This window comes from Synechococcus sp. PROS-9-1 (assembly GCF_014279775.1).
Taxonomy (GTDB): Bacteria; Cyanobacteriota; Cyanobacteriia; order PCC-6307; family Cyanobiaceae; genus Synechococcus_C.
In genome coordinates, this window is record NZ_CP047961.1 from 571,550 (window position 1) to 594,704 (window position 23,155).

The 23,155-nt window shown below is 52.3% G+C and carries 23 protein-coding genes; 14 read left to right on the forward strand and 9 right to left on the reverse strand.

Going from position 1 to position 23,155, the window contains the following annotated elements:
• The first annotated feature begins 15 nt into the window (after window positions 1-15).
• The 3 genes from SynPROS91_RS02955 to SynPROS91_RS02965 all read left to right on the forward strand — a co-directional run bounded on the left by SynPROS91_RS02955 (window position 16) and on the right by SynPROS91_RS02965 (window position 5,614).
• Entirely contained in the window at window positions 16-294 is a 279-nt protein-coding gene (locus SynPROS91_RS02955) for a hypothetical protein (RefSeq protein ID WP_255439977.1), read from the forward strand.
• 106 nt (window positions 295-400) lie between these two features.
• On the forward strand, window positions 401-664 hold the full coding sequence (locus SynPROS91_RS02960; protein WP_186518327.1) for a hypothetical protein: 264 nt from the start codon (window positions 401-403) through the stop codon (window positions 662-664).
• 1,572 nt (window positions 665-2,236) lie between these two features.
• A complete protein-coding gene (locus SynPROS91_RS02965) occupies window positions 2,237-5,614 on the forward strand; it encodes a hypothetical protein (protein WP_186518328.1) in 3,378 nt (1,125 codons plus the stop codon).
• Between the two features lie 490 nt (window positions 5,615-6,104).
• Here the strand turns inward: SynPROS91_RS02965 and rpsD are convergent, their stop codons facing one another.
• Window positions 6,105-6,713, reverse strand: coding sequence for a 30S ribosomal protein S4 (gene rpsD, locus SynPROS91_RS02970; RefSeq protein ID WP_186518330.1), 609 nt, complete (start codon window positions 6,711-6,713; stop codon window positions 6,105-6,107).
• An 80-nt stretch (window positions 6,714-6,793) separates the two neighbouring features.
• On the opposite strand from rpsD, the gene yidD reads away from it, so the two are divergent.
• Genes yidD through SynPROS91_RS02985 form a run of 3 tightly spaced genes read left to right on the forward strand, consistent with a single transcriptional unit; the run spans window position 6,794 to window position 8,886 of the window.
• Window positions 6,794-7,060, forward strand: a complete 267-nt coding sequence (gene yidD, locus SynPROS91_RS02975; RefSeq protein ID WP_186518332.1) for a membrane protein insertion efficiency factor YidD — start codon at window positions 6,794-6,796, stop codon at window positions 7,058-7,060.
• On the forward strand, window positions 7,041-7,349 hold the full coding sequence (locus SynPROS91_RS02980; protein WP_186518334.1) for a glutaredoxin family protein: 309 nt from the start codon (window positions 7,041-7,043) through the stop codon (window positions 7,347-7,349). Before yidD ends, SynPROS91_RS02980 begins: the two co-directional genes overlap by 20 nt.
• A gap of 25 nt (window positions 7,350-7,374) precedes the next feature.
• On the forward strand, window positions 7,375-8,886 hold the full coding sequence (locus SynPROS91_RS02985; RefSeq protein WP_186518336.1) for a UDP-N-acetylmuramoyl-L-alanyl-D-glutamate--2,6-diaminopimelate ligase: 1,512 nt from the start codon (window positions 7,375-7,377) through the stop codon (window positions 8,884-8,886).
• Between the two features lie 120 nt (window positions 8,887-9,006).
• Here SynPROS91_RS02985 and SynPROS91_RS02990 read toward each other — a convergent pair whose 3' ends face one another.
• A complete protein-coding gene (locus tag SynPROS91_RS02990; protein ID WP_255439889.1) occupies window positions 9,007-10,215 on the reverse strand; it encodes an aminotransferase class V-fold PLP-dependent enzyme in 1,209 nt (402 codons plus the stop codon).
• A gap of 564 nt (window positions 10,216-10,779) precedes the next feature.
• Here SynPROS91_RS02990 and SynPROS91_RS02995 point away from each other — a divergent pair.
• Together SynPROS91_RS02995 and SynPROS91_RS03000 are read left to right on the forward strand one after the other, a co-directional pair.
• Window positions 10,780-11,118: a hypothetical protein gene (locus tag SynPROS91_RS02995; protein WP_186518340.1), complete on the forward strand. Its 339-nt coding sequence runs from the start codon at window positions 10,780-10,782 to the stop codon at window positions 11,116-11,118.
• A 459-nt stretch (window positions 11,119-11,577) separates the two neighbouring features.
• The gene (locus SynPROS91_RS03000; protein WP_186518342.1) at window positions 11,578-12,288 is read left to right on the forward strand and encodes a DUF4079 domain-containing protein; all 711 of its coding nucleotides are present in this window, start codon (window positions 11,578-11,580) and stop codon (window positions 12,286-12,288) included.
• A 204-nt stretch (window positions 12,289-12,492) separates the two neighbouring features.
• Here the strand turns inward: SynPROS91_RS03000 and SynPROS91_RS03005 are convergent, their stop codons facing one another.
• Window positions 12,493-13,203 (reverse strand): hypothetical protein, encoded by a 711-nt coding sequence (locus SynPROS91_RS03005; RefSeq protein WP_255439890.1) that lies wholly within the window; start codon window positions 13,201-13,203, stop codon window positions 12,493-12,495.
• A 251-nt stretch (window positions 13,204-13,454) separates the two neighbouring features.
• Window positions 13,455-13,700 carry a NifU family protein gene (locus SynPROS91_RS03010; RefSeq protein ID WP_006854698.1) on the reverse strand — a complete coding sequence of 82 codons (246 nt, stop codon included), beginning with the start codon at window positions 13,698-13,700 and terminating at the stop codon, window positions 13,455-13,457.
• A gap of 84 nt (window positions 13,701-13,784) precedes the next feature.
• Here SynPROS91_RS03010 and SynPROS91_RS03015 point away from each other — a divergent pair, with 84 nt between their 5' ends.
• Entirely contained in the window at window positions 13,785-15,254 is a 1,470-nt protein-coding gene (locus tag SynPROS91_RS03015; protein WP_186519356.1) for a malate:quinone oxidoreductase, read from the forward strand.
• A gap of 49 nt (window positions 15,255-15,303) precedes the next feature.
• Here the strand turns inward: SynPROS91_RS03015 and SynPROS91_RS03020 are convergent, their stop codons facing one another.
• Window positions 15,304-15,633 (reverse strand): multidrug efflux SMR transporter, encoded by a 330-nt coding sequence (locus tag SynPROS91_RS03020; protein WP_186518346.1) that lies wholly within the window; start codon window positions 15,631-15,633, stop codon window positions 15,304-15,306.
• A gap of 86 nt (window positions 15,634-15,719) precedes the next feature.
• On the opposite strand from SynPROS91_RS03020, the gene lepA reads away from it, so the two are divergent.
• The gene (gene lepA / locus SynPROS91_RS03025) at window positions 15,720-17,534 is read left to right on the forward strand and encodes a translation elongation factor 4 (RefSeq protein WP_186518348.1); all 1,815 of its coding nucleotides are present in this window, start codon (window positions 15,720-15,722) and stop codon (window positions 17,532-17,534) included.
• 298 nt (window positions 17,535-17,832) lie between these two features.
• Here lepA and SynPROS91_RS03030 read toward each other — a convergent pair whose 3' ends face one another.
• Both SynPROS91_RS03030 and SynPROS91_RS12315 read right to left on the reverse strand, forming a co-directional pair.
• Window positions 17,833-18,351 carry a hypothetical protein gene (locus tag SynPROS91_RS03030; protein ID WP_186518350.1) on the reverse strand — a complete coding sequence of 173 codons (519 nt, stop codon included), beginning with the start codon at window positions 18,349-18,351 and terminating at the stop codon, window positions 17,833-17,835.
• Window positions 18,352-18,365: 14 nt separating this feature from the next.
• Window positions 18,366-18,830, reverse strand: coding sequence for a type IV pilin protein (locus tag SynPROS91_RS12315; protein ID WP_304623025.1), 465 nt, complete (start codon window positions 18,828-18,830; stop codon window positions 18,366-18,368).
• A 246-nt stretch (window positions 18,831-19,076) separates the two neighbouring features.
• Here SynPROS91_RS12315 and SynPROS91_RS03040 point away from each other — a divergent pair, with 246 nt between their 5' ends.
• The 4 genes from SynPROS91_RS03040 to SynPROS91_RS03055 are packed head-to-tail and all read left to right on the forward strand — an operon-like array spanning window position 19,077 to window position 21,094.
• Window positions 19,077-19,559, forward strand: coding sequence for a hypothetical protein (locus SynPROS91_RS03040; protein ID WP_255439891.1), 483 nt, complete (start codon window positions 19,077-19,079; stop codon window positions 19,557-19,559).
• Window positions 19,559-19,987 carry a hypothetical protein gene (locus SynPROS91_RS03045; RefSeq protein ID WP_186518354.1) on the forward strand — a complete coding sequence of 143 codons (429 nt, stop codon included), beginning with the start codon at window positions 19,559-19,561 and terminating at the stop codon, window positions 19,985-19,987. The genes SynPROS91_RS03040 and SynPROS91_RS03045 overlap by 1 nt, the downstream gene beginning before the upstream one ends.
• Window positions 19,984-20,502 (forward strand): Tfp pilus assembly protein FimT/FimU, encoded by a 519-nt coding sequence (locus tag SynPROS91_RS03050; RefSeq protein WP_186518356.1) that lies wholly within the window; start codon window positions 19,984-19,986, stop codon window positions 20,500-20,502. The genes SynPROS91_RS03045 and SynPROS91_RS03050 overlap by 4 nt, the downstream gene beginning before the upstream one ends.
• Window positions 20,503-20,506: 4 nt before the next feature.
• On the forward strand, window positions 20,507-21,094 hold the full coding sequence (locus SynPROS91_RS03055) for a prepilin-type N-terminal cleavage/methylation domain-containing protein (protein WP_186518358.1): 588 nt from the start codon (window positions 20,507-20,509) through the stop codon (window positions 21,092-21,094).
• 113 nt (window positions 21,095-21,207) lie between these two features.
• Here SynPROS91_RS03055 and SynPROS91_RS03060 read toward each other — a convergent pair whose 3' ends face one another.
• Both SynPROS91_RS03060 and SynPROS91_RS03065 read right to left on the reverse strand, forming a co-directional pair.
• Window positions 21,208-21,471 carry a hypothetical protein gene (locus SynPROS91_RS03060; RefSeq protein ID WP_255439892.1) on the reverse strand — a complete coding sequence of 88 codons (264 nt, stop codon included), beginning with the start codon at window positions 21,469-21,471 and terminating at the stop codon, window positions 21,208-21,210.
• A gap of 86 nt (window positions 21,472-21,557) precedes the next feature.
• Entirely contained in the window at window positions 21,558-23,147 is a 1,590-nt protein-coding gene (locus SynPROS91_RS03065; RefSeq protein WP_255439893.1) for a HAMP domain-containing sensor histidine kinase, read from the reverse strand.
• Window positions 23,148-23,155: the final 8 nt, after the last annotated feature.

Here is a 23,155-nt window from a genome sequence, read left to right on the forward strand (position 1 = left end):
CCTGGCCGGCTGTTGGTGTCAGCACTCGTTCTGATTCGTTTAGGGGGGTTAGCTGCTCATGAAAAGGATTATGTGCTCTTAATGGCATTACCAGTCAATTCTTGCCAAAGTAACAGCATTAAGGTGAACGCCATGGGCTTGCGCAAATCGGTTGAAAAAGCAATGACTTACTTGCTTGGTGTCGTTGATGAGTACTGGGCAATGCGCGAGCCTGGTCAATATGGCGAAAAGGAACCCGAATGTCCGATTACTGTTGAAAACCAGGCATGTGCAAGCGAGAGTGCATCGCATTAAGGTCTAGGCTGCACAATGGCATCAGGTTCATGGATCAAAAAGATTTGTTAGGCCACTGTGGACCTCTGATTTGAGCCCTATAATTATTTGATATAGAGAATTTATTTTGAATCAGGCTAGTATTCGTCGATTTATATTTACTTTGATCACGGGTTACCTAGCTATTTTTGGCGTTCAGCAGATTCCATACGAATTCCCAAATCAATGGGCTGTATTGATCCCTGTTTTGATCGTTGTATATATCATAACGGTATGGCTGGATGGAGTTTTCTTTAAGGACGAGGAATCATCTAATCAACGTACCACTGTTGCTACGAAGAGCAAGGTGAAGAAATCATTGAAGAAATCAAATGGATTTGGTGAATCATAAGCTTGAAGATCTTGTATAGTTTGCATTAGGATAACTCATTTTTCGATTATCCCAAGGCAAGACTTGTTTTCTTCTTTGATATATTTATTTTATAGAGATGTTCTAGCCAGACCGAGTCGCAGGCGATGAATCAGTCAACAATTCATGAGACAGAGTTCACTTCACTCTATCGGCTTTTGAGAATGGAATTCAATGATTGGGGTGACATTTCCTTCAGCCGTAGGCTCAAGAACCGTTGAGGTATTGCTTTATGTCTTAAGACGTGGATTGATTTTTTAATAGAAACGACTTTGCAAAAATCAAGTTATTTCTTGGAACTAATGATTCTAAAAACGTATTGACTACTCCTCAGCTTTCATGGATTGTCTTTTGAAGATAAACATTAGTAGTCCTCCAAGTTGGCTAGTCTCGATCAATTCCCATCGCTCTCGGCCAAGGAGATTCAAAACAAATTGGAGCTGAGATGCTGGATGTTTTGGAAGACGTGGCTTCCCGTATAGCTTCGGGAATTCCTTTTTAATGAATTCAGGACTTAGCAGTCCCTGTAATTTTTGGCTTGCTTCCTCAGGGCTCGACGTTTGGGTTGGTTTTTTATTAACTATATTGATATGAATAACTCGATACTCCCATAACATATCGTTGTCATGTTGGATTGATTGTTCTTTGTTGTCCATTTATGGATTGTGCTTGTGGCTAACCTTGACTTTTTTACCTTAGGTGCGCGTCTTGTATTTTGCAATCCTTATTTCAGTTTAATCTGAAGCGTGAGATACTATTGAGCTTCTGTATGGATATGATTTTCCCACTTAATTTGCTGATTGCTCTTTATTCTTAATGCAATATTAACAATAGGCGGTTTTATTCCCTCTCGCTGGTGTCGCGTAGGTGCTTTTGTTCGTGAAACATGATTCCTGCTTGGGATGTTCTCTGTTGTGGGCTTGTCATGGATGGTTGAGGATCCTCATCCAACGAGCGATTGCTCACGCGTTTTTTTCGTGATGGAGTTTTGAGCTGCCGGGGATGCAGTGCAAAGAGGGCTCATGAGCGAGATTCTCTAGTCCCCTGATAGAAGTGTTTGTTAAGCGAGAGGCTGCTGGGAAACGATCGAGATTGTTAAGACCTATGCTTTCATTAGAAATGCTGATCATTTGGGTGTTGGAGGATTTTGGTGCAGAACTGCTCATCGCTGAACAGGCTTCTGTGTCTGCTGGCGTCGAGGCCAGCTTTGGGTCGCTCAAGAAGATCTGAGCCTGTTTCAATCTCTAAGACTCATTCCTGTGACTGAGTTTTGTCAGGATCGCGTGGAGGGGGTTGATGTGATTTTTCTAAATCATAATCGTATTTCTTTGTGTAGCTCGGTATATCAAACTTGAGCGTTTAGGCGCTGCTCGTCGTTCTCTGATTTTTCTAAAAAACTGTTTATTTTGCTTCGTTATTTTGGGGTCTATACAATGCAATACAAAGCAATATCGACAGATTAGGTAACCCTCTACTAGGTTTTTTCAGAACAAGTTTTGGCAAAAGCTGCTGCTTGTAATCAAGAACAGTTTTCATCTCATTCCTTGACTCATCATGACCTCTTCTGCCAAGCCACTACAAAATGATTTTCAATCCTTTGCTGAGGATGCTGTAGGCAAGGTTGCCGGCCTTCAAGATATTCAAGCTCTGGTAGACGCTGATGCCACTATTCAGGCTGAATCCAGCTCGGCTTCGTCTGCAAGTTCTGAGAACGTTTCAGGAGACAGTGCTGCTGTCTCAACCACAGAGTCCAATCAAGCGATTGGACTCTCTAACGAATCAAATGCTGAAGCATCAATCGATGTGAAGGCTGATGCAGGCCTTCAAGGTGTTGCTTCATCTACGGCATCCTCATCTGCTTCTACAAGCAACGGAATTGCCGAAGCCTTCACCGAGATGGGAGAAGGCTTGGGAGTTTCGCTCACGAAGCTTGATGTTGGAGGTGAGCTCTCCGGCCTTGGTCAGTCAAGTAACAGCCTCAGTGCTGATTCGGAAAGTGTTACTGGTGATTCAACGGCTACATCTGGACTGACTGGTTCAATCCAGGGCTTTAATTCTGAAATTCAGAACACGATTGATTCCGATGCATCGATTCAAGGTCTAGCTCAATTAGTTAACAACGCATCTGCTGCAAGTACAGGTACTTCAAGCGCAGCTAGTAGTGCTACTGCGATTGCTGATGCAGGCAAACTCCAGGGTGCTGACCTTGGCATCAACACAGATATTGGTGGTGTTGCGGACATCGGCGGTCAGGTTGATTTCAACGCAACTGCTGCTTCCAGCAACGTCACTGGTTCTGCTATCGCCGGGGCTGCTCTTGGTGATGTGAAAGATGGTTTCGCGGTTCCAACCTCTGCCTCTTACTCCCCCACGACTGGTGTTGATCTTGGCGACCTAACCGAGAGCGGTACTGGCCTTGCCCAAGGCCTGGTCACAGGAACTGATGGCACAAGCACCAATGGGGTGCGTAGCTACGGAACAGACATCAAGTCCGACGGCACACTTCAAGGTTTCGCCAATCTCACTAATACAGCTGACGCTTCCACCACTGATGGTGCTGCAGCCGCTGGTGCATACGCCAACACAATCGACGGCGCCAACCTTGGCGATGTCAACATCGGTGGCGTTGGTTCACTGACCGGTTCTGCAAACTTTGCCGGTTCCGCTTCCTCCTCCAACGTTGATGATTCCACAACTGACATCTCGGGTGCTGTCTCTCAGCTGAATGACATCGATGGCTTAGAAGCCATCTCTGGCCTGAACGTTGCCTCCGATGCAGGCATCAACGGCCTTGCTGCTGTTGATCTTGGATCATCTGCAGAAAGCACCAGTGGCGGATATGCCTTCGCTAGTGCTCAAGCAGGCACTCTCCAAGGTGCTGAGCTCGGTGTTACCGATATTGGTGGTGTCGGTTCCGTTGCTGGTGAAACCAGCCTGACCTCCGGTGCTGCTTCCAGCAATGTCTCGGGACAGGCCATCAGCCTTAGTCAGCTCACTACTGCAGAAGGCTTGCAGCAAACAGGAGAATTGGATGTCAAGAGCGATGCCTCCGTTCAAGGTCTCGCCAACGTCTCAAGCTCTGCTGACGCCGCAACCACCGCTGGTACAGCAACTGCCAACGCTCTTAGCACCACCATTAATGGTGCTGATCTGGCTGCAGGAAACCTCGATATTGGTGGCATCGGCTCTATCGCTGGTCAAGCCAACTTCGGGCTCTCTGCTTCCTCCAGCAACGTCAGCGATCCTTCAACTGCCACCGCTGATTCAGAAAGCGCAACCGGCTTGATCGGTCAGAAAACTGATACCAGCGGCACTCCTGATGTTTTCGGTATCGATGTTGCCTCCGACTCCGGTCTCTCCGGTATGGCCATCGGTTCACTATCAGCCGATGCTTCTAGTACTGCTGGTGTTGCTACCGCAATTGCTGGTCAGGGCGACAAGGCTATCGGTGCTCAGCTTCCCTCACTGAATGTGGGCGGAATCTCCGACCTCACCGGTGCTGCTCAGCTTGATTCCTCAGCCACTGCTTCCAATGTGGGAGGAGTTGATGAAACTGATGCAACAGCTAAAGCTGGACTTGGTCAAGACGTCACTGGTTTGACGACTGGTCTCGACGAAACAGTGAATCTTGCTACTCCGCCTGTAAATAGCATCGGTGTAACTGGGACGGACTTCAGTTCCGCAGCATTCAACATCGACATTGCCTCAGATTCGAATCTGACCGCTCAGGGCTTCAGCAACCTCGATGCTTCTGCCTCCAGCACCTCCGGAGACGCCACCGCTGCCGCTGGTTACGGTTACACCAATGCTGCTGATGCCTCCGTCACCGGTATCGCATCCGGTATGAGCATCGACGTTGGCGGTGTCAGCAACCTGATGGCGCAAGCCCAAGGCACCGCTGATTCCTCTGCTTCTTCCGTCACCGGAGGGGCTGGCTCCGGTTCCGGGATGGACGCGATGGGCATCGCGGATCTCCAGATGAACGTCAGCTCCGATTCTGATCTGAGCTCCACCTCTGCTGTGATCGGTAGTGCAGATGGCGAAAGCACCTCTGGTGCAGCGACAGCTGACATTGACTTTGATGCCACCGGCATCAATGGCATCGACATGAACATCGGTGGCATCGGCAGCCTGGCTTCTACCGCCAGCGTGAATGGTTCCTCTGATGCCACCAATGTGGGTGCAGCGCCAGTTTTGGATGATGTTGCCACCAATGGTGTAGACGAGTCTGCATTCGATCTTGGTTCTACGGCCACAGGCGACCTTGACGCCACTGGCCTCAACTCAGCCCATCTGTTCAGCTCCTCCGATAGTGATGTCTCCGGCATCGCAACCATCGATAGCAGCATCAACGCCGCAAGCACAGCTGGCGACGGCTTGGCAGACGCTGATTTCGATGCTGATGGCATCACAAGCCTCGAAATGGGTGCTGGTGGATTGTTTGATCTCGCTGGTCAGGCACAGGTGAACGCTGATGTGAGCGCTAGCTCCGTCTCCGGCAAAGCCGATGCCTTCTCTGGGGATGACAACCTCGACGGAAGCATCAGCACCGAGGCTTCCACCATCAAAGGTCTCTCAGCAATTGAAGCTGATGGCGCCAGCGATGGCACCATCCTTGGCACCGCCTTCGGAGACTTCAGTACCTCAGCTGAATCCACAGGCGCTAACGCAACAGCCAACGCTGCTCAGAGCCTCACAGGTATTGATTCCGCCAACATCGATTTCGGTGGCACCGGTTCGATCAGTGCCATCGCTCAAGACAGCAACTTCGTGGAAGCCAGCTCCGTAATGGGTGATGCTTCCGCCACCGCCACTGTTGATGCCATCGGCCTCAACGGCGGTGACATCCATATCGCTAGCGATGCAGTTCTCACCTCCAGCGTCTCTGTTGATTCGTCTGCTGATTCCAGCTCCGTCGGCGGTGCTTCTTGAGCCATTCGGACGAATGATCAAGGGCCCACTTGCTTTTTGCAATGAGAAGGAAGTGGGCTTATCACCTAGAACGAGATTAAGATCAGCGATGCCTAAACGCCACAGAAGATTGGACTCTTTGGGTGGATCGTCCTAGCGCTTAGAGGGCGAAGCATGTGTTCAGCTTGCTTGCCAGGAGCATGTATTTGCGGTGCTTCATCAATCGTTTCTTCTTATTGATTTGCCTTCTGCTTGTAAAGAGCAGGGGGCAAATCAACCTCAAAAAGGAGTAGCTACATCTAGGGCTATTCCTTTTTTTATGTGAATTAAAGGGAATGGGTATGTCCCTCCCGAAGGCATGAGAGAATACGGCTCTTTCCTTCCAGAACTGTTTGCTTTGATCGTTCATCAAGCAATGAAAAACCCTTGCTATCTCCCGTTTGGCAGGTAGCAAGAGTTGATGAAAATATGGGTTAGATGTATTTGAAAATCCAGCTGCAGAGCTGAACTCTTAGACCTTTCTGGAGTAGTACTCCACCACCAGCAGTTCGTTGATCTCAAGGGCGACCCATTCGCGTTCAGCGCGGCCAATCACTTTGGCGCTGAGCTTGGGTTTATCGAGTTCGAGGTGGGGAGGCACGTTGGCCAATCCTGGGAATTGCAGATTCGCTTCGGCAAGCAGTTTGCTGCATTTGCGTTCGCGAATGGCGATCACATCACCAGATTTACACTGATAACTGGCGATGTCGGTGACCCGTCCGTTCACGGTGACGTGGCCATGATTCACCAATTGACGTGCACCTGGCACGGTTGGGCCAAAGCCAATGCGGAAACAAACATTGTCGAGACGATTCTCGAGCAGTTTGAGCAGGTTGGTTCCTGTTGATCCTTCCTGTGCACGCGCTTTCTTCACGTAGCGCACAAGTTGACGTTCAGAAACGCCGTAGTTGAAGCGAAGCTTTTGCTTTTCTTCTAAGCGGATTGCGTATTCGGAGCGCTTGCGACGGGCTTGGCCGTGCTGACCGGGTGGATAGGACCGTTTTGCGGCCTTCCGGGTGAGACCAGGTAGGTCTCCCAAGCGCCGCGTGATCCTCAGGCGAGGGCCGCGGTATCTGGACATAGGAAAGAAGAGATGAAATTGGGTTCGCGCTCAAGCGAGAATCCGTCATGCTGGGTTTGTGGCCCGCACTGCGGAATCTCATGCACGAATCAACCATCTTATCTGCCGGCAGCACAAATCCATTCAATCGGCTTGTAAGCGCGATTTTGCTTGCACTGATCAGCTTTTATCGCCGTTGGATTTCCCCGATGATCGGCCCTCGCTGTCGGTTCATTCCAACCTGCAGTGCCTACGGCATCGAGGCGATTGAGCGCCATGGGCCTTGGCGTGGCGGTTGGTTAACTCTGCGTCGGTTGCTGCGCTGCCATCCCTTCACCCCCTGCGGCTGTGACCCCGTCCCCGATTGATTCCAGGCGATTGTTGCTCTATGGCAGGGCTGGTTGTTGTTTGTGTGAGGGGCTGGAACAGCGCTTGCGAGCTCTCAATCTTGAGCAAGAGAGTCTCCACCTGAAGCTTGTTGTTGTCGATATCGACGCTCCCGGCTGTGCAGCGCCATTGCGAGCGCGTTATGACCTTGAGGTGCCGGTTTTGGTCTTGGAGGAAACGGAGCTTCCTCGCGTGTCCCCCAGGTTGAGTGGGGATGGATTGCGCAATTGGTTGCAGCGGGTTTGCGCCACTGCACCAGGTTCGGATTAGAACGTCCATCTGTGGTGCCCCAGCGATGACCCAGACACTCCACGCCTTGCTGCATTCGGTGGGTTTGCCTGTGCCACTGGGCTTGGCTGATGCCGTGATCGAATCGATCACCTGTGATTCCCGGTGCGTGGGACCTGGGAGTGTGTTCATCGGTCTTCCCGGCGGGCGGGTGGATGGAGGTAGCTTCTGGACCCAGGCTCTTGCTGATGGAGCTGCAGTGGTCCTGATTGGCTCAGCAGCAGCAGCGGCTAAACCTCCTGAACAGAGTGACGCTGTGGTGGTGGTTTCTGATCCAGTGGCTCGCTGGGCTGGTGAGTTGGCGGCAGCTTTTTGGAATCACCCCAGTGATCACATCGGTTTGATTGGGGTCACGGGCACCAACGGAAAAACCACCACCACCCACCTGATTGAACATTTGAGTTCGGCCTGTGGACGACCTTCCGCCCTGTTTGGAACCCTTCTGAATCGTTGGCCTGGCCACAGCGTGACGGCAACTCACACCACAGCCGTGGCTGATCGTCTCCAGGCTCAGCTTGCTGAGGCGTTTGCCGCTGGCGCGCAGTTAACGGCCATGGAGGTGAGCTCCCACGCCCTTGATCAGCATCGGGTGGCTGGATGCCGTTTTTCCGGCGCTGTGTTTACGAATCTCACCCAGGACCATCTCGATTACCACGAGACGATGGCGTCTTATTTCGAGGCCAAGGCTCGACTGTTTGCTCCACCTTTGGTGGCTGATCGTGGGGCTCAATTTGTAGTCAATGTGGATGATCCTTGGGGCAAACAACTAGCGGAGCGGTTGGGAGATCGCTGTTGGCGGAGTTCGTTGTCTGTGGGCTCAGCAGATGCAGAACTGACGATGTCAGATTTGCTGATGGGCTCTTCTGGGGTTGAAGGACGCCTTTCCAGTCCGATGGGTGAGGGCACGTTCCACTCCCCACTGCTGGGTCGCTTCAATGTGATGAATCTGCTGCAGGCGGTTGGGGTCTTGCTTCAGCAAGGTCTCCCTTTGGAGTCGCTTCTCACAGCCATAAGCACATTCAGGGGCGTTCCTGGTCGGATGGAACGGGTTGTTGTGGACGCCAAGGGAAGTGATCTGCCCACGGTCTTGGTGGATTACGCCCACACTCCTGATGGCTTAAGCAGCGCACTGAAGGCGTGTCGCCCCTTCGCGAAGGGCAAATTGATTTGTGTGTTTGGTTGTGGTGGTGATAGGGATCGAGGCAAGCGTCCGCAGATGGCTGCGATTGCAGCAGAGATTGCTGATGCTGTGGTGGTGACCTCTGATAATCCACGCACAGAAGATCCTCAGCAAATCCTGGATGACGTGGTTCGTGGAATACCAAGCGGCACTGATTTGGCTGTGACAATGGATCGTTCTGCAGCGATTGCAGGAGCAATTCAAGATTCAGGTCCTGGAGATCTCGTTCTTGTTGCTGGGAAAGGTCATGAGGATTATCAGATTTTAGGAACCCAAAAAGTACATTTTGATGACCGCGAACAGGCTCTGAATGCTCTGAATCACAAGCTCAATCAATGAATTTCTTGCTTGGATAAATGTAAAAAGTTTCTCCAAAAATTGAGAACATCCACAGCTGTGCTGCTCTCTTGCTGTTGTTACTGCTTGGCTTTGATCCCTTTAGGGGCTTCATCATGGGGGTCATATCAGCTCTTCAAGGGCATCCACCAAGCGCCTGAGTTCAGTTGCTTCGGTGGTGATGTGGGTACAGGCTCTTAGGCAAATGGGCTCTTCCAGGTTGCGGATCCAGATTCCTTTGCTGCCGAGGATTTGAACGATTTCAGCAGGAGTTTGCCCAGATGGATTGTTGAGTTGGAAGCTCACCAAACCTGCGGGGGGTTCCCCTTCGAGCAAGGGAGTGGCTCCGGGATGCTCATTTAGTTGCCCCCAGAGATTACGGCTCAGGGATTGGATGGTTTGGAGACGCTCCTGCTCACGTCCCTCACCGGCTAACAAGCTCAATGATTGACGCAGCCCTGCCATCAGCGGCACACAGCTCGTTGCAATTTCAAAGCGTCTGCTGTCATGGTGAAAGGGGTCTGGATCATGGATCACGGCGCGGGTTTCATCGCGCAGACTGCGCCAGCCAATCAGCGTTGGATTGGCTTGATTGAGGATTCTTTCTGACAAGGCCACGCCTCCAAGTCCCTCGGGTCCGCAGGCCCATTTGTGCCCAGTAAATGCATAAATATCAGCCGCCTGCGCTGCAGCTTCCACAGGGATTTGCCCCATGCTTTGGGCTGCATCGACGAGCAGAAATGGTTGCTGAGCATGGTGACGAAGCTGGTCTGCTACCGCAGGGATTGGCATCAGCTGTCCGGTGTTCCATAGCAGATGGGATAGCACCACCACTTTGGTGCGTGGTTGTAGAGAGTCCTCTAAAGCTTGAAGGACACCTGCATCGGTGTTGTGTTGTGCCTCGCGTCCTTGCCTGAATTGTTGAACAGGGAGGTTGTCGACCTCCAGGTGCTCCCGTCTGGCAAGTTCATGGCATGCGGCAACGACTCCTGGGTGCTCGCAATCACTGATCAAGAGGCGATCACCGGCTTCAAAGGGAAGTCCCCAAAGGGGCAGAACGCAACCGCTGGTTACGTTTTCGGTGAGAGCGAGGCGGTGGGGTGCCACACCACATAAACGACCGAGCAATGCACGTGTTTTGTTTGTTTCCGCGCTGATATAGGGCCATACATCCGTGGTGAAGGGGCCCAGTTCTTGGATGCGCTGCCAGCTTGTGGTCATGGCCTCCAACGAAGGCGTTGGCAACGGTCCCTGACCGCCGTAGTTGAAGTAGGTCTTGTTGCCCAGTGCCGGACATAGGTCGCGGAGATTATTCCTGTTTGCGTGGGTCAAGGTGGTATTTCGAAAGGTTCCTGGGGCCATCGTCAAAGCACGTGCTTACTACCAACTGCAGCGTGGTGTGCCTCGTGATTCTCAATCTCAAGTTGGCAAAAAAAAGTGGAAAGAGCCAGGCTTATGGCTTGCCCCAGACGGTGAAACACCCAATCCGGGATAGATTATGGCAGTGAAGGAGATGCTGGAGCTGAAGTGCCAACGGCGGCAAGCTCATACTCATCGCATCAGATAAGCTTTGATTGTTTTTGACAGGTCGGCTTAAAAAGTATCCGTACATTATCTATTGTCTCTTCAAGTTGAATGGATTGATACTTGCAAATTTTACCTGTTAAATTCATCCAAGACAGGTCTCTCATGCAAGCTAAATGAGTGACAAGTATTCGATTTAAATAGGCGCTTGGTGCGCTGACTGGAGCAAGCCAGAAACAGTCGCTGTTAATTATCACAATACGATGAACCTGGACCAACGCAAGAGATAGAGTGTTGCCTCAGGCACCACGTACTGCGCTGGTGGCTTTTTTACCTCGCTGAAGGTGCTCAAGCATGATGAACCCCTACGTCTTGTATCTGTTCACCCTGCCCATTGATGAGCCCGAGACCTCTGCCAAGGTGAGAGATTTTGTCTTAACGCTTACGAAGGCTCAGCAGGCAACCATTGAATATGTGCCACTACGCACTGACGATGGAAAACTCACACAGCTTGCAGAAAAGTTGAATGTTGATAGTGCTCCGACGTTGGTCGTTACGCACGAAAGCGTCTCTTGTGAACTCGATGCCGATGGTGATGAAGATTGCGACTATATAGAAAAACCAGTTGAACGCTTCGTTGGAGCCAAGGCAATCACAGAGCACCTTGAAGTCACGATTGAAAGCTATACATACGCAAATCCACCTGAATAATCCATAACAGCATCACTGATGTCATCAGGTTATTCATCTGATTCGTGGTCCGATACGTAGAAGGGCTCACTGATGCCTGGCTCTTGGTTGTCTAATACAAAAGCACGTATTAGGTCGTCGCTTTTGAAAGCCAAAAGCCCCTGATTAGGATCAACTGACTTCATCTCGGGATGGTTGTTGACTAGACGCTTGTGGTCTTTCCATCTTTTCCTAAGGCGAACCGCTTTTTCCGATAGATGGACGAGCAAAGCAAGGTTGACGAGTGCAAGACCAACAAATACCAATGCCCGCATACACAGCCAAGCCGCTCTGCTGACTCTAGTCGAGAATGATTCTCGTTCTTGCTAAGCATGGGAATGCTTGGTGTTGAAGTTGGTTCTTTGTTGATCTTTCAACGGCTGGATTGAGCTCTCAAATTTTGGCTCCATGGCTACGTTTTGAGTGGATGCTTTCTTGGCCATGGCCGGCGTTGATTGGTTGTGGATTTTGCATCCTTTTCTTGCAGTGGTGTTGGTTTATCCACTGGTTGGGGTGGTGGTGCGTTTGGCAATTCAGACGCGTGCACGTCGGCTGCAGAACCAGAAACTTCCAGTCACGGTGGGACGAGATCACAGCGACCTGGGCCGTTGGCTTGCGGCAGCTGTGGTGCTGCTGGTCTTAATTGCTCTCTCTGTTGTGATTGGCACGAAGGCTCCGCTGGTTCAGTTCGAAGGGGGCCTCGCACGTGCGATCCAGTTGTTGCTTGTGTTGTTTGGAACGATCGTGAGCCTCCTCGCCCTATGGCGGTGCACGAGACCTGGGATGAGGTTGGCTTTTTCTCTGATTACTTGGGCTGGAGTGTTGGGGCTTGGCGCCCAACCGGAGGTTTGGCGGCTTTCAGATAATCCTTTTACGCCTGCGTTTTGGCAGTCCCATTACTGGGCTGGCGTTGGGGTAACGGGCTTGATGTTGTTTTCCCTTGGTGCTCGCGCCGAGATCCTGCGTGACATCCGCATTCGCCGTTTGCATGTCACAGCCAACGTGCTTGCGGCCTTGTTGTTTTTGACGCAAGGCCTCACCGGTACCCGCGATCTGCTGGAAATTCCCCTCCGTTGGCAGAAGTCCACGATCTATCGCTGTGACTTCAATGCGAAGACCTGCCCTTCGCTTGATTCCAATGCTCAGTCTTAGCTGACTCCTTTGGCTAAATAGAGATGGTTGCGTCTTCAACCTATGGATTGATCAGATGAGCTTGAGGCGACGTTAAAAGCTTTTTCCGCTCTCTATCGAAGCTTTTAAATTGATGGTTTAAAGCGCGTTTATTGCTCTCCTGTTGAGGGCACGATGTGGTTTTGCATGTTGTGCCTGGAATGATTCACTGCTTCCAATGCATCCTCAGTGAGTGGCGTGGGAGAAAGCGAGAAGAAGAAGACCGGTCATTGATGTGGTTCCAGCTAGAAACCAACCAAGACGCGTGCGATTAACGGCCGGTAGTTCTTCTCGGAAGACGGCCATGAGCAGTCCCCCTCCCAGATATGCCGTGGCGATGGCGAGATGGAGGTCGGCTACTGGGTGGAGGAGTGCTGCATGCAACAGCCCCAGGGCCAGGGCAGCTGTTCCCAACCAGCGCATGCGTGTTCGGAAGATTGCTGGATGCCGAGCGGCCATGGTTCGATCGGCTAGAAGCACATGGGCGCTGATGGCGATGGTGAACAAGATTCCATAGGCCAATCCGGTGCTGATCAGGGACGGAAGGGAATAGGCATAGAGGTAGCTGATCGCCGCGAAATGAAGAGTGTGCAGTGATCCTGCAATCCTTCCAGCCTGTCGCTCATGGGTGGCGAGCACATCAATGCTGTACGTCACCATGATTCCAGCTAGGGCGATGAGAAATAGCAACGCCTCTGTGATGGGGGTAGGGGCGAAGGTTTCCATCCCAGGGGCTTCAGATAAGGCTTGGCCATGGCTGGCAAGTTCTGGCAATAAATGCACAAACACATAGGCAATTCCTGCCCCACCTCCAAAGGAGGCCCAGCGCATCTGCTCACGATCAGGTCTGGTTGCCACCTTGTCAGCCAGCCAATGCGCGCTGGCGATCGCACTCACGCACAAAATGGAAAAGATGCAGAGCATCCAGATTTAATTTGTTGATTTTAATCTTATCGTAGGGGTATTTTGTTAACAGCTATGTAAGGCAAGGCGATGGTTGTTAACAGGCTTATTTCCACTCTTGAGGCGTATTCATGGGTTCGAATTTATTCGAAATTACGCATGAATTTGCAAAGAATTTGCCAACTCAGTTGTGGAATATTTTCGAAAAGTGATTGCTTTAATTGCTTTTGTCTTAAGTGATTGCTTCAGAGCACTTGGACAACTTCGCTCACCTCAGGAATCGATTCGCGCATCTTGCGTTCGATCCCCATTTTTAAAGTCATCGTGCTGCTGGGGCAGCTTCCGCAAGCGCCCTGCAAGCGAACTTTCACGATCGGACCATCGATCTCAACCACTTCCACGTTGCCACCATCGGCCATCAGGAAGGGGCGCAGTTCATCGAGCACCTTTTCCACGTTCTCGTTTGTGAGGGCCATGGTCTCGGTGCTCATCGCTTGATCTTCGAATTGATCTCAGTGTAGGCATTTTGCAGATGCTCGGCCTCTTAGCCTGTGAACAGCAGATCTGTTCGCCCCTTGGACCGCTACGACGTTGTGCTCGTGGGTGCTGGGATCATGAGCGCCACCCTGGCAACCCTCCTGCACGAACTCGACCCTGAGTTGCGGTTGTTAGTTGTTGAACGTTTAGAAGCACCAGCCTTAGAGAGCAGCGCTGCGGGAAACAACGCTGGCACGGGCCACGCCGCCAACTGTGAGCTCAATTACACGCCTTTGCAGGCTGATGGCACGGTTGCAACAGAGAAGCCGCTGGCGATCAATGCCAGTTTTGAATGCAGCCTCGAGTTTTGGTCGTCTCTTTGTGCGCAGGGTCGTTTAGATCCTTCTTGGTTCATCCACCGTGTGCCCCACATCAGTTTTGTGTGGGGTGAGGGAGATGTGGCCTACCTGCGCCAGCGCTACGAGCAGATGAAGGCGCTTCCTGCTTTTGCGGCGATGGAGTGGAGCCGTGACGAGGCCGAGTTGGCGTCGTGGATTCCGCTAGTGATGGCGGGGCGTGATCCTCAAATGGCCGTTGCGGCAACCAGAATTGAGCGCGGTACAGACGTGGATTTCGGGGCTCTGTCTCGCGCTTTGCTTGTTCCCCTGCAAGCATCGGGAGCCCTTGATCTGGTGTTCGGCACCTCGGTTTCTGATCTCAATCGCTGCGCAGAGGGGTGGGAGCTGCAACTGCGCTGCCCCTCTCAACGCCGCATCGTGACGACGCCGTTTGTGTTCCTCGGAGCCGGTGGTGGCGCCCTGCCCCTCCTCCAGCGTTCGCGTATTCCTGAGGCGTCCTCTTACGCCGGCTTCCCGGTGAGCGGGCAGTGGCTGGTCTGCAATGACCCGGATTTATCGGAGCATCACTTCGCCAAGGTGTATGGCAAAGCCAAGGTGGGGGCTCCACCGATGTCTGTGCCCCACCTCGACTCCCGCTGGATCGATGGCCGTCGCTCCCTGTTATTTGGACCTTATGCCGGTTTCAGCAGCAAGTTTTTGAAGCAGGGGTCGTTGCTGGATCTTCCTCGCTCGGTGCGCTCCTCCAACCTGTTGCCCATGCTTCAAGTTGGAGTGAACAACATTCCGCTGGTTCGTTATCTCATCAATCAACTTCGCCAGAGCAGCGAGGATCGGATGGAGGCCTTAAAAGCTTTCCTTCCCACCGCTCGCGCGGATGATTGGACCTTGTCGGTAGCGGGTCAGCGCGTTCAGATCATCAAACGCACCCCCTCTGGAGGCCAGTTGCAATTGGGTACGGAAGTGGTGGCCGCCGCCGATGGGTCGTTGGCCGCCTTGCTTGGTGCGTCTCCTGGGGCGAGCACCTCGGTCACGATCATGTTGGAAATTCTTCAACGCTGCTTTCCGGATCGATTGGCTTCCCAGGCGTGGCAGCAACGATTGCAAGCGTTATTGCCGAGTTATGGCCAAGATCTCAATGCGGATGCAGAGCTTCTTCAGCGCAGCCGAGATCGCAGTGATGCGCTGCTTGGCTTGAGCATCTCGCGCTAATTAGGCGTAAGAACGCCCTTGTTGATCGGCAGACGATCCATGGCTGCGTTCAGGGATGCTTGCCAGTGAGATTCACGATGATGACTCCGGCTGTGATCGTGGCGATTCCCACAAGCTGACCAGCTGATGGCACTTGCTTATAGGCAAGCAAGCCAACCAGCACGATCGCGATGATGCCGATCCCACTCCATAGGGCATAGGTAATGCCAAGCGGAATGGTTTGCACCACTCGAGAGAGCAACAGCATCGAGGTGGAGTAAGCGGCGAGCACAACGAGTGTGGGAATCGGCCTGCTGAACCCCTGAGAGAGTTTGAGGCAGGAGGTTCCAATCACTTCGGAACCGATCGCCAGCAATAACAGAATCCAGGGTGCGGGCATGAAGCGTTTCTCTCCTCGAATTGGTGGCGGCTCCTTAGGATCGTCGTACTGCCTTCAGAAGCCCGAGCCGGGATTTCGCCAACCGCATGACCGACGCTCCCGTCAAAAGGATTCGCAACTTCTGCATCATTGCCCATATCGACCACGGCAAGTCGACGTTGGCTGATCGGTTGCTGCAAGACACCGGCACGGTTGCCAATCGGGACATGCAGGAGCAGTTTCTCGACAACATGGAGCTGGAGCGGGAACGCGGGATCACTATCAAGCTCCAAGCGGCCCGCATGAATTACAAAGCGGCGGATGGTGAGGAGTATGTGCTCAACCTCATCGATACCCCAGGCCATGTGGACTTCTCCTATGAGGTGAGCCGCAGCCTTCAGGCTTGTGAAGGGGCCTTGCTTGTGGTGGATGCAAGCCAGGGCGTAGAGGCTCAGACCCTGGCGAACGTTTATATGGCGCTGGAGAATGATCTTGAGATCATTCCTGTGCTCAACAAGATTGATCTGCCCGGTGCCGACCCTGATCGCATCAAGGAAGAGATCGAGGCGATCATCGGCTTGGATTGCTCCAATGCGATCCCTTGTTCTGCCAAAACGGGGATGGGAGTTCCCGAAATCCTCCAATCGGTGGTGGATCGCGTTCCGCCACCTGCCGACACGGTGAAGGAGCCCACCAAAGCGCTGATTTTTGATTCCTATTACGACCCTTACCGCGGAGTGATTGTTTACTTCCGTGTGATGAGCGGAAGCATTAGTCGCAAAGACAAAGTGCTGCTCATGGCGAGCAACAAAACCTATGAGCTCGATGAAGTCGGGATCATGGCCCCGGATGAGAAAAAAGTGGATGAGCTCCACGCCGGAGAGGTGGGTTACCTCGCGGCATCGATCAAGGCCGTGGCTGATGCTCGAGTGGGCGACACGATCACCTTGGTGAATGAGCCGGCTGATGCACCCCTGCCGGGTTATGCGGAAGCCAAGCCGATGGTGTTTTGCGGCTTGTTCCCGACGGAAGCCGATCAATACCCGGACTTACGCGAAGCCCTAAACAAATTGCAGCTTTCTGATGCGGCGCTGAAATTTGAACCGGAAACCAGCAGTGCCATGGGCTTTGGATTCCGTTGTGGATTCCTCGGCCTGTTGCACATGGAGATTGTGCAGGAGCGCTTGGAACGTGAATACAACCTGGACCTGATTGTTACTGCGCCATCGGTGATTTACACCGTAAATCTCACCAATGGTGAGCAAATTATGGTGGATAATCCTGCCACACTTCCGGATCCACAGCAGCGGGAATCGATTGAGGAGCCCTATGTGCGCATGGAAATCTATGCGCCGAATGATTTCAATGGAGCCTTGATGGGATTGTGTCAGGAGAGGCGAGGAGACTACATCGATATGAAATACATCACCAAGGAACGGGTGACGTTGATTTATGAATTGCCCTTGGCGGAGGTGGTGACTGATTTCTTCGATCAAATGAAGACCCGCACCCAGGGCTATGCCTCAATGGAGTACCACCTGATTGGGTATCGCAGGAACGAACTTGTGCGCCTGGATGTGTTGATCAATGCGGAACGGGCTGATCCTCTTACCACGATCGTGCACCGCGATAAGGCCTACAACGTGGGTAAGGGCTTAGTTGAAAAGCTCAAGGAATTAATTCCACGCCAACAATTTAAGATTCCCTTGCAGGCTTCGATTGGCAGCCGAATTATTGCCAGTACGAGTATCAGTGCCATCCGTAAGGATGTGCTTGCCAAGTGCTACGGCGGTGATATTTCTCGTAAGAAGAAACTGTTGAAGAAACAGGCCAAGGGTAAGAAGCGAATGAAGGCGATGGGCAAGGTGGATGTACCTCAGGAAGCTTTTATGGCAGTGTTGAAATTGAATCAATCTCCTTGACTTGTGTCTTTAAATGCTTCTAATGGCTCTCAATAGTAATTGTGTGACTCCTGATAGTAGACCTAGAGAAGCCCATTGCTGGTCTCGCCTCTTTGAGAGATAAAGCGGCAGCATCACCATTGCGAAGCGTATATTGGATGATGCCGTTAGGGCATGCGACAATTCGCAATACAGCAAGCTTGTCAAATTCTTCATTAGGAAGAGATTTAAATACGGCAGACCAGTCAGTCATATTGTTTCAACGATTTTCTTCAGTATAAGAACATAAAAATTCCCTCCGTATGGGAGGGAAATGTTGTCAGTAGTCAGGGTGATTACCCCAACCATTCCAGTTTTGTAAATCATATAGCCAAAAATCTGGATTAGAGGCTAAGTAAGCTGACTTGGTCCAAGCAACAGTAGGAATACAAGCTCTCATGTTAGACCAGTCATCGTTATATCCAGAGACACCAAAGGAGTCATAAGTAGGACATTGATGACCGGAATGTTGTGCAGGTGTAGGGTACATAAAAGTACGTCCACCACTACCACCATCTTCAATTTCAGAAATGATTCTAAAAGATCGAGAGATAGCAGAAGAGAACTGACCTGAGCCTTGTGTACAAGTAACTGTGTAAACACTATCTTCAGGATCTGAGACAGCACATCCATTTGGAATAGAAGGAAGTTCTCCGGTAGCTTCCGCTTTACCAGCGTAAGTAACCGCTCGAGCTTCTGCTGCTGTTAGATTATCTGCTCGTTTCTGAGCAACAATAGGAGCGGTAGACATTTCAAGCACTGCAGGTGCTGCAGTAGCCATTACTGAAAGTCCAACCATCGTACTTACTAAGTTCATGCAGGACCACTGGGAGTTGCAGTTTTACCAGGTGTGCCAGGGATGCCATCATCCATGGGTACAGTCCAACGGTCACCACCACCGTCAACAATGAATGAACCAGTTTTTGTACAAGTGGTGGCTGAGTTAACAATGTCAGCGTCAGCTGCTGATGCAGCAAGGTTACCTTCAGTAGCAGTGCCACCTATAAGTGCAATAGAGCAGGTCTTTGCGGCATTCAATGCAGTGGATTGTGCAGCAGCAGACTTTGCCCTGTCTTGTGCTTTAGTCAGCTGAGGGAGAGCTACAGCAGATAGGACACCGACAATTGCAACAACAACCATCAGTTCAATCAAGGTGAAGCCATTAGGCTTTTTACCTTTTTTGGCAAGGCGACGAGCAAGGATGGACTTGAGTTGAGTGTTCATTGGCCTTTTCTCTCGATTAATGTTTGGCATCTTTTGTGCCTGCCCATTAATCATCTCTCTTGCTTGTCTGTGGTGGCTAAGTGATTCCTAATAGCTTCCTGAGAACATTCTTAGTGGCTGTTTGCTCCTCCATCGTTCGTTCATGGTTACTGACTTCCATTGTTCCTTCAGCCACTTTCTCTTCGAGCTGAAGGTTTTACGAACTGGATTCTGATGAAGAGGCCTCACTCTTCTTGAAAGAAGCTTTTCCAGTCCGTGGAACGCTTCACCCAGTTGTGTTTGCCCCCTTTGAGTTGTTCGTTGGTTGTCCGGCCAAGATCACAGGCTGGATTTGTGTTGCCCTTGGCGCTCACTGCTTCAGCGGTTTTGCTACTGGGCAGTGCTTCGGTTCATACGCTCAGCCTGCAGAAGCGCCTGCGGGTCCATGCCTCTAGTTATAGAGAGCAAGTTGCTGATCAGTTGCGCTCTGCGGCGCAGGCATTTGCAGCCGCTGCTAGTGGGGAAGACGCCTGTTTTCTGCAGTGGCCATCATTCGAATGGTCTGGTGGTGCTCAGGTTTGCTCAGGTTCTGATCCCTCCGGGTTGAGTGCTGGTGTGGTGGGCGAGATGCCCTGGATGTTGCTCGATTGGAGGCCAAGCAATGAAAGCGGGCAGTTGAGCTTGCAATTGGGAGACGGCCGAACCGGGAACTTCCGTCTTGCGCTTGATCCTCTTACTCCTGCTGTACTCGATATCAGTGAGGTGCAGCTGCAGGCCCAAGTTCCTCAGCTGGAGGCTGAGTGATGACCTTGCTCGAAGTCGTGGTGTCATCTGTTGTGTTGGCCTCAAGCAGCACTGCCGCCCTCGGAGTGTGGAATCAGGCTGCTACTGAAGTTCAACGCGCCAACCAGTTGGATGAGCTTGCCCTTCAGATGGAGACGGCGCGGATTGCGACGGATCGTTGGCTTCAGTCGGATGCGGCAGCGTCTGTCGTGATCGATTCAAGCTCGCCTGATTGCAGGTTTAACCCTGAAGCTCTAGAGGCATCCGTTGCCGAGCGCTTGCCGCTTGGATCTGAAGTAAGCAGCCGTTGGAGTGCCGACCCGCAGGGCCTTGGCCACTGGCTTGAGCTCAGTGCTAGCTCTCAGCAAGCATCGCCTCCCTTGAAGAGACGTTTGCTGTTGTCCCCTGCTGCCTATGGCCTCTGCCAGCAGGAAGAGGTGCGCGCATGAGCTTGATCGAGCAGCTGATCGTGGTGAGCTTGGTAGGGCTGTTGGCGTCGATTCCGATCGTGACGGGAGGCAGCGATCGTGATCAATTGCAGCTCGATGCCAGTGCGCGCCGCTTGCAGGTCGGTATCGATCGGGCCCGCAGTATTGCCAGGCGGGAGCAGACCGCTTGTGGGCTTTCCCTGAGCGAGGAGGGATTCATGGATCCCGATCAAGGGATCCTGCCAGCTTCTCTTCCCGCCTGCCCTGGGATTGGGATGGCCTTGCAGGAAGAACTTGAACAGGGGCCAATTGTGTTGAGCACGAACTTGCCGCCGTTGTTGCGCTTCACCGCCAATGGTTTGCTCCTGGATGGCGGGATTGCGGTGCTCCGTCATCAGCGCTTAGCGAAAGCCCGGTGCTTGGTGGTGAGTTTGCCCTTAGGCGTGAGCCGGATTGGCTCCTATCAGGATCCCCTTCCCTCAAATGGAGGACGACTATTTAGTAGCCGTTGTTTGCCTGATGTTTACTTGGGCTAAGCCGATGATCAAGCAATTGCCTGAAACAAGAATTGAGAAAGGGTTCACGTTGATCGAGCTGCTGCTTTCCCTCAGCCTTGGCAGCATGCTGTTTGTTGTGTTGTTGCAGCTGATTGGCGCTGATCTACGCCTTGGTAACAGCATGGCGAGTCGTTTGCGTGAATCAGCGCAGCAACGCCAAACTTTGGAGTTGATTCGTGGCGAGTTGGCGATGGGATCTGGCTGGACGGTTGATCCCACTCCGTCCCATCAATGGTCCTGCGGCATGGCCGGCCGCCAGCCGGTGCTTGCCATTGGCTTGGATTCCAGCAACACCGAGGTTTCCTCTCAAACCATTGTTTACAGCGTGGGAGCTGCGCCTTCGCCAATTTGGCGCGGCCAGGTGTTGATGCGCTGCGGGCCTGCCTATGGACTTGATGGTGTGATCAGGCCAGGGGGAAAAGCACAAAATCGCGTTCTGATTGATGGCTTACCCAAGGATGGGCCGGGGTTTCAAGCCCGGCAAGATCCTCAATCCAAAGTGCTGCACCTCGCGTTGGAGCAGGAGTCGTTGGCTGGTTCAAGTGGGCTGCGCTCTGCTGCAGTGTTTTGATGTTTTTTAAGTGGTTACTCGTTCAAAACGCCTTGATTCTGATCGTCACTCAGCGCTGAGCTGATTTTGCATTGTCACATCAGCTTCAGGCTGCATCGAGTGCTTCTGCTTGTTCAAGCTTTTTCAGATACTGGTGCAGGCATAAACAGGAAGTAGGCCTCCACACTCGCAGCCGCTAGGGCGAGGAAAATGTGATCAATCCAGCCATTGCGCACTCCCATACCCATGAAGGCAATCCAGGTGTTGATCACCACCATTACGCACAGAAAAATACTCAGAACAAAGCCAGTGAGCTGATTCAAATGCTTGCGTTGGATCCATAGGCTTGCGAGTAAGGGCAATAGGACCAGGGTTGAGGTTGCATGCAGAATTTGCATGCTTAGATCACTATGTAAATGGGGAGTAATTGCAGCCCATAAATTCACGGGAATGAGCAATGAACAAAAGATTAAGTAAAAGATCATCATGGTTTAGTGCTTGAAGTTGTAGGTGGTTTTGGCAGGATCACGGAGAAGCAACTGCCCTCTCCTTCTTTGCTTTGAACGCGAACTTCTCCGCCCATGGCAGACATCAGCAGGGCCACAACAGAAAGCCCGAGCCCCGTGCCGCTGCTTCCAGAGCTGTTTTTAGCCCGATGAAAGCGTTTGAAAATATGCGGTAGATCGCTTTCGGGAATGCCGATGCCTTCGTCTTTCACATCGATGGCGATCCCATCTGTATGAGGATGAAGCAGCAGCGTAATTAGAGAGTTTTGCGCGGAGTATTTGGCGGCGTTATCGATTAAATCCAAGAGCACTTGTTGCAGGCGGCCAGGATCAGCGAGTGCCTCACTGGATTCAACGTTAGGGATGTTGTTGCGCACTTCAAGCCTGCGATCCGTGAAATTGCTTCGGCTTAGGTCAGCAACTTTGTCCACCAATAGCCCAAGATCTACCAGCTCTTGGTTGAGTTGGAGTTGGCCGGAATCACCGCGGGAGAGGTCGAGGAGATCGTCGAGCAGCATGCGCATGCGAATGCTTTCCTCTTCTGCTGTTTTCAGTCCGCGACGTTCGTCGTCGCTTAATCCCTTGCTGCGCTTAATCGTGCGCTGCAGATACCCCTGAACGATGGTGAGTGGTGTTCGCAACTCATGGCTCACGGCACTCACAAAGCGACGCTGATCATTCCAGGACAGGGCCAGGCGTTCCATCAATTCGGCATAGGTCCTTGCCAACTGGCGCACTTCCTTTGGTGCCGCCGTCATCTCTGGAATCGGATCTTGATTCAAGGTGTCGGCGGTAAGGGCGGCACTGCGCTCACTGAGTTGCAGCAGAGGCCTCACGATCCGCCTCACCATCACCGTGATCGTGACCAGCGAGAGCAGCATCGATCCCACCCCGATCAAGATCATCCAACCCAAAAATTCGTTTTGGATGCGTCCGGTGTCTGTGGCTTTTGCGCTGCTCCATAGCCTTTCCCCTGTGGGGTAGGAGCGACTCAGCAACGTGAGGTACTCCTGGCCTTGAACCGTGATCAGCCGGGTGTTCTGATCCTTCTTGTGAGCTTGCATGGTGGCTCGCATCATCTGCATCGGGATGGCGATATGGCCAAACGTCGGCAGCACGAGGCGTCCATCTGCCAGCTCGATCCATAGGGTGGTTCGCACGCTGGAGTGATCGCGTAGCTCCCGACTCACTTCTGCCTGAACCGTTGGGCTCCAATCTTTGGCTGAGTGCCCTTGGCCGAGTTGGTCCTGCGCCACCAGGTTGTTGCTCATGTGCTCCGCATTGGCCTGTAATTCCGCCTCCCCGTTGCGGATTTGATTGCGGTTACTGAGCCAAAGCCCCGTGGTGGTAGCCCCGGTGAATCCGATCAGCACTGCGGTGTAGGCGGCCAGCTGCAGTTGGCCCTCAAGGCTGCCGAGAAGTTGCGATCGCCAGTTGGACCCAGATGCCACGAAATCGGTCCCCAGCGTTGATGCCTTGCTGTCTTCGATTTTGGCAGCTGGACCAGGGAGAATGAAACCCTTCACTCGTCCTGTTGCCTTGAGTTTTGCGGTTTCGCCCTTAGGCATCGCACGCC

Coding starts and splice junctions, on each gene's coding strand:
- SynPROS91_RS02965 (WP_186518328.1), top strand. CDS start 2,237: ATGACCTCTTCTGCCAAGCCACTACAAAATGATTTTCAATCCTTTGCT.
- rpsD (WP_186518330.1), bottom strand. CDS start 6,713: ATGTCCAGATACCGCGGCCCTCGCCTGAGGATCACGCGGCGCTTGGGA.
- yidD (WP_186518332.1), top strand. CDS start 6,794: ATGCACGAATCAACCATCTTATCTGCCGGCAGCACAAATCCATTCAAT.
- SynPROS91_RS02985 (WP_186518336.1), top strand. CDS start 7,375: ATGACCCAGACACTCCACGCCTTGCTGCATTCGGTGGGTTTGCCTGTG.
- SynPROS91_RS03000 (WP_186518342.1), top strand. CDS start 11,578: ATGGCCGGCGTTGATTGGTTGTGGATTTTGCATCCTTTTCTTGCAGTG.
- SynPROS91_RS03010 (WP_006854698.1), bottom strand. CDS start 13,700: ATGAGCACCGAGACCATGGCCCTCACAAACGAGAACGTGGAAAAGGTG.
- SynPROS91_RS03020 (WP_186518346.1), bottom strand. CDS start 15,633: ATGCCCGCACCCTGGATTCTGTTATTGCTGGCGATCGGTTCCGAAGTG.
- lepA (WP_186518348.1), top strand. CDS start 15,720: ATGACCGACGCTCCCGTCAAAAGGATTCGCAACTTCTGCATCATTGCC.
- SynPROS91_RS03030 (WP_186518350.1), bottom strand. CDS start 18,351: ATGGTTGGACTTTCAGTAATGGCTACTGCAGCACCTGCAGTGCTTGAA.
- SynPROS91_RS12315 (WP_304623025.1), bottom strand. CDS start 18,830: ATGATTAATGGGCAGGCACAAAAGATGCCAAACATTAATCGAGAGAAA.
- SynPROS91_RS03045 (WP_186518354.1), top strand. CDS start 19,559: ATGACCTTGCTCGAAGTCGTGGTGTCATCTGTTGTGTTGGCCTCAAGC.
- SynPROS91_RS03050 (WP_186518356.1), top strand. CDS start 19,984: ATGAGCTTGATCGAGCAGCTGATCGTGGTGAGCTTGGTAGGGCTGTTG.
- SynPROS91_RS03055 (WP_186518358.1), top strand. CDS start 20,507: ATGATCAAGCAATTGCCTGAAACAAGAATTGAGAAAGGGTTCACGTTG.
- SynPROS91_RS03060 (WP_255439892.1), bottom strand. CDS start 21,471: ATGCAAATTCTGCATGCAACCTCAACCCTGGTCCTATTGCCCTTACTC.
- SynPROS91_RS03065 (WP_255439893.1), bottom strand. CDS start 23,147: ATGCCTAAGGGCGAAACCGCAAAACTCAAGGCAACAGGACGAGTGAAG.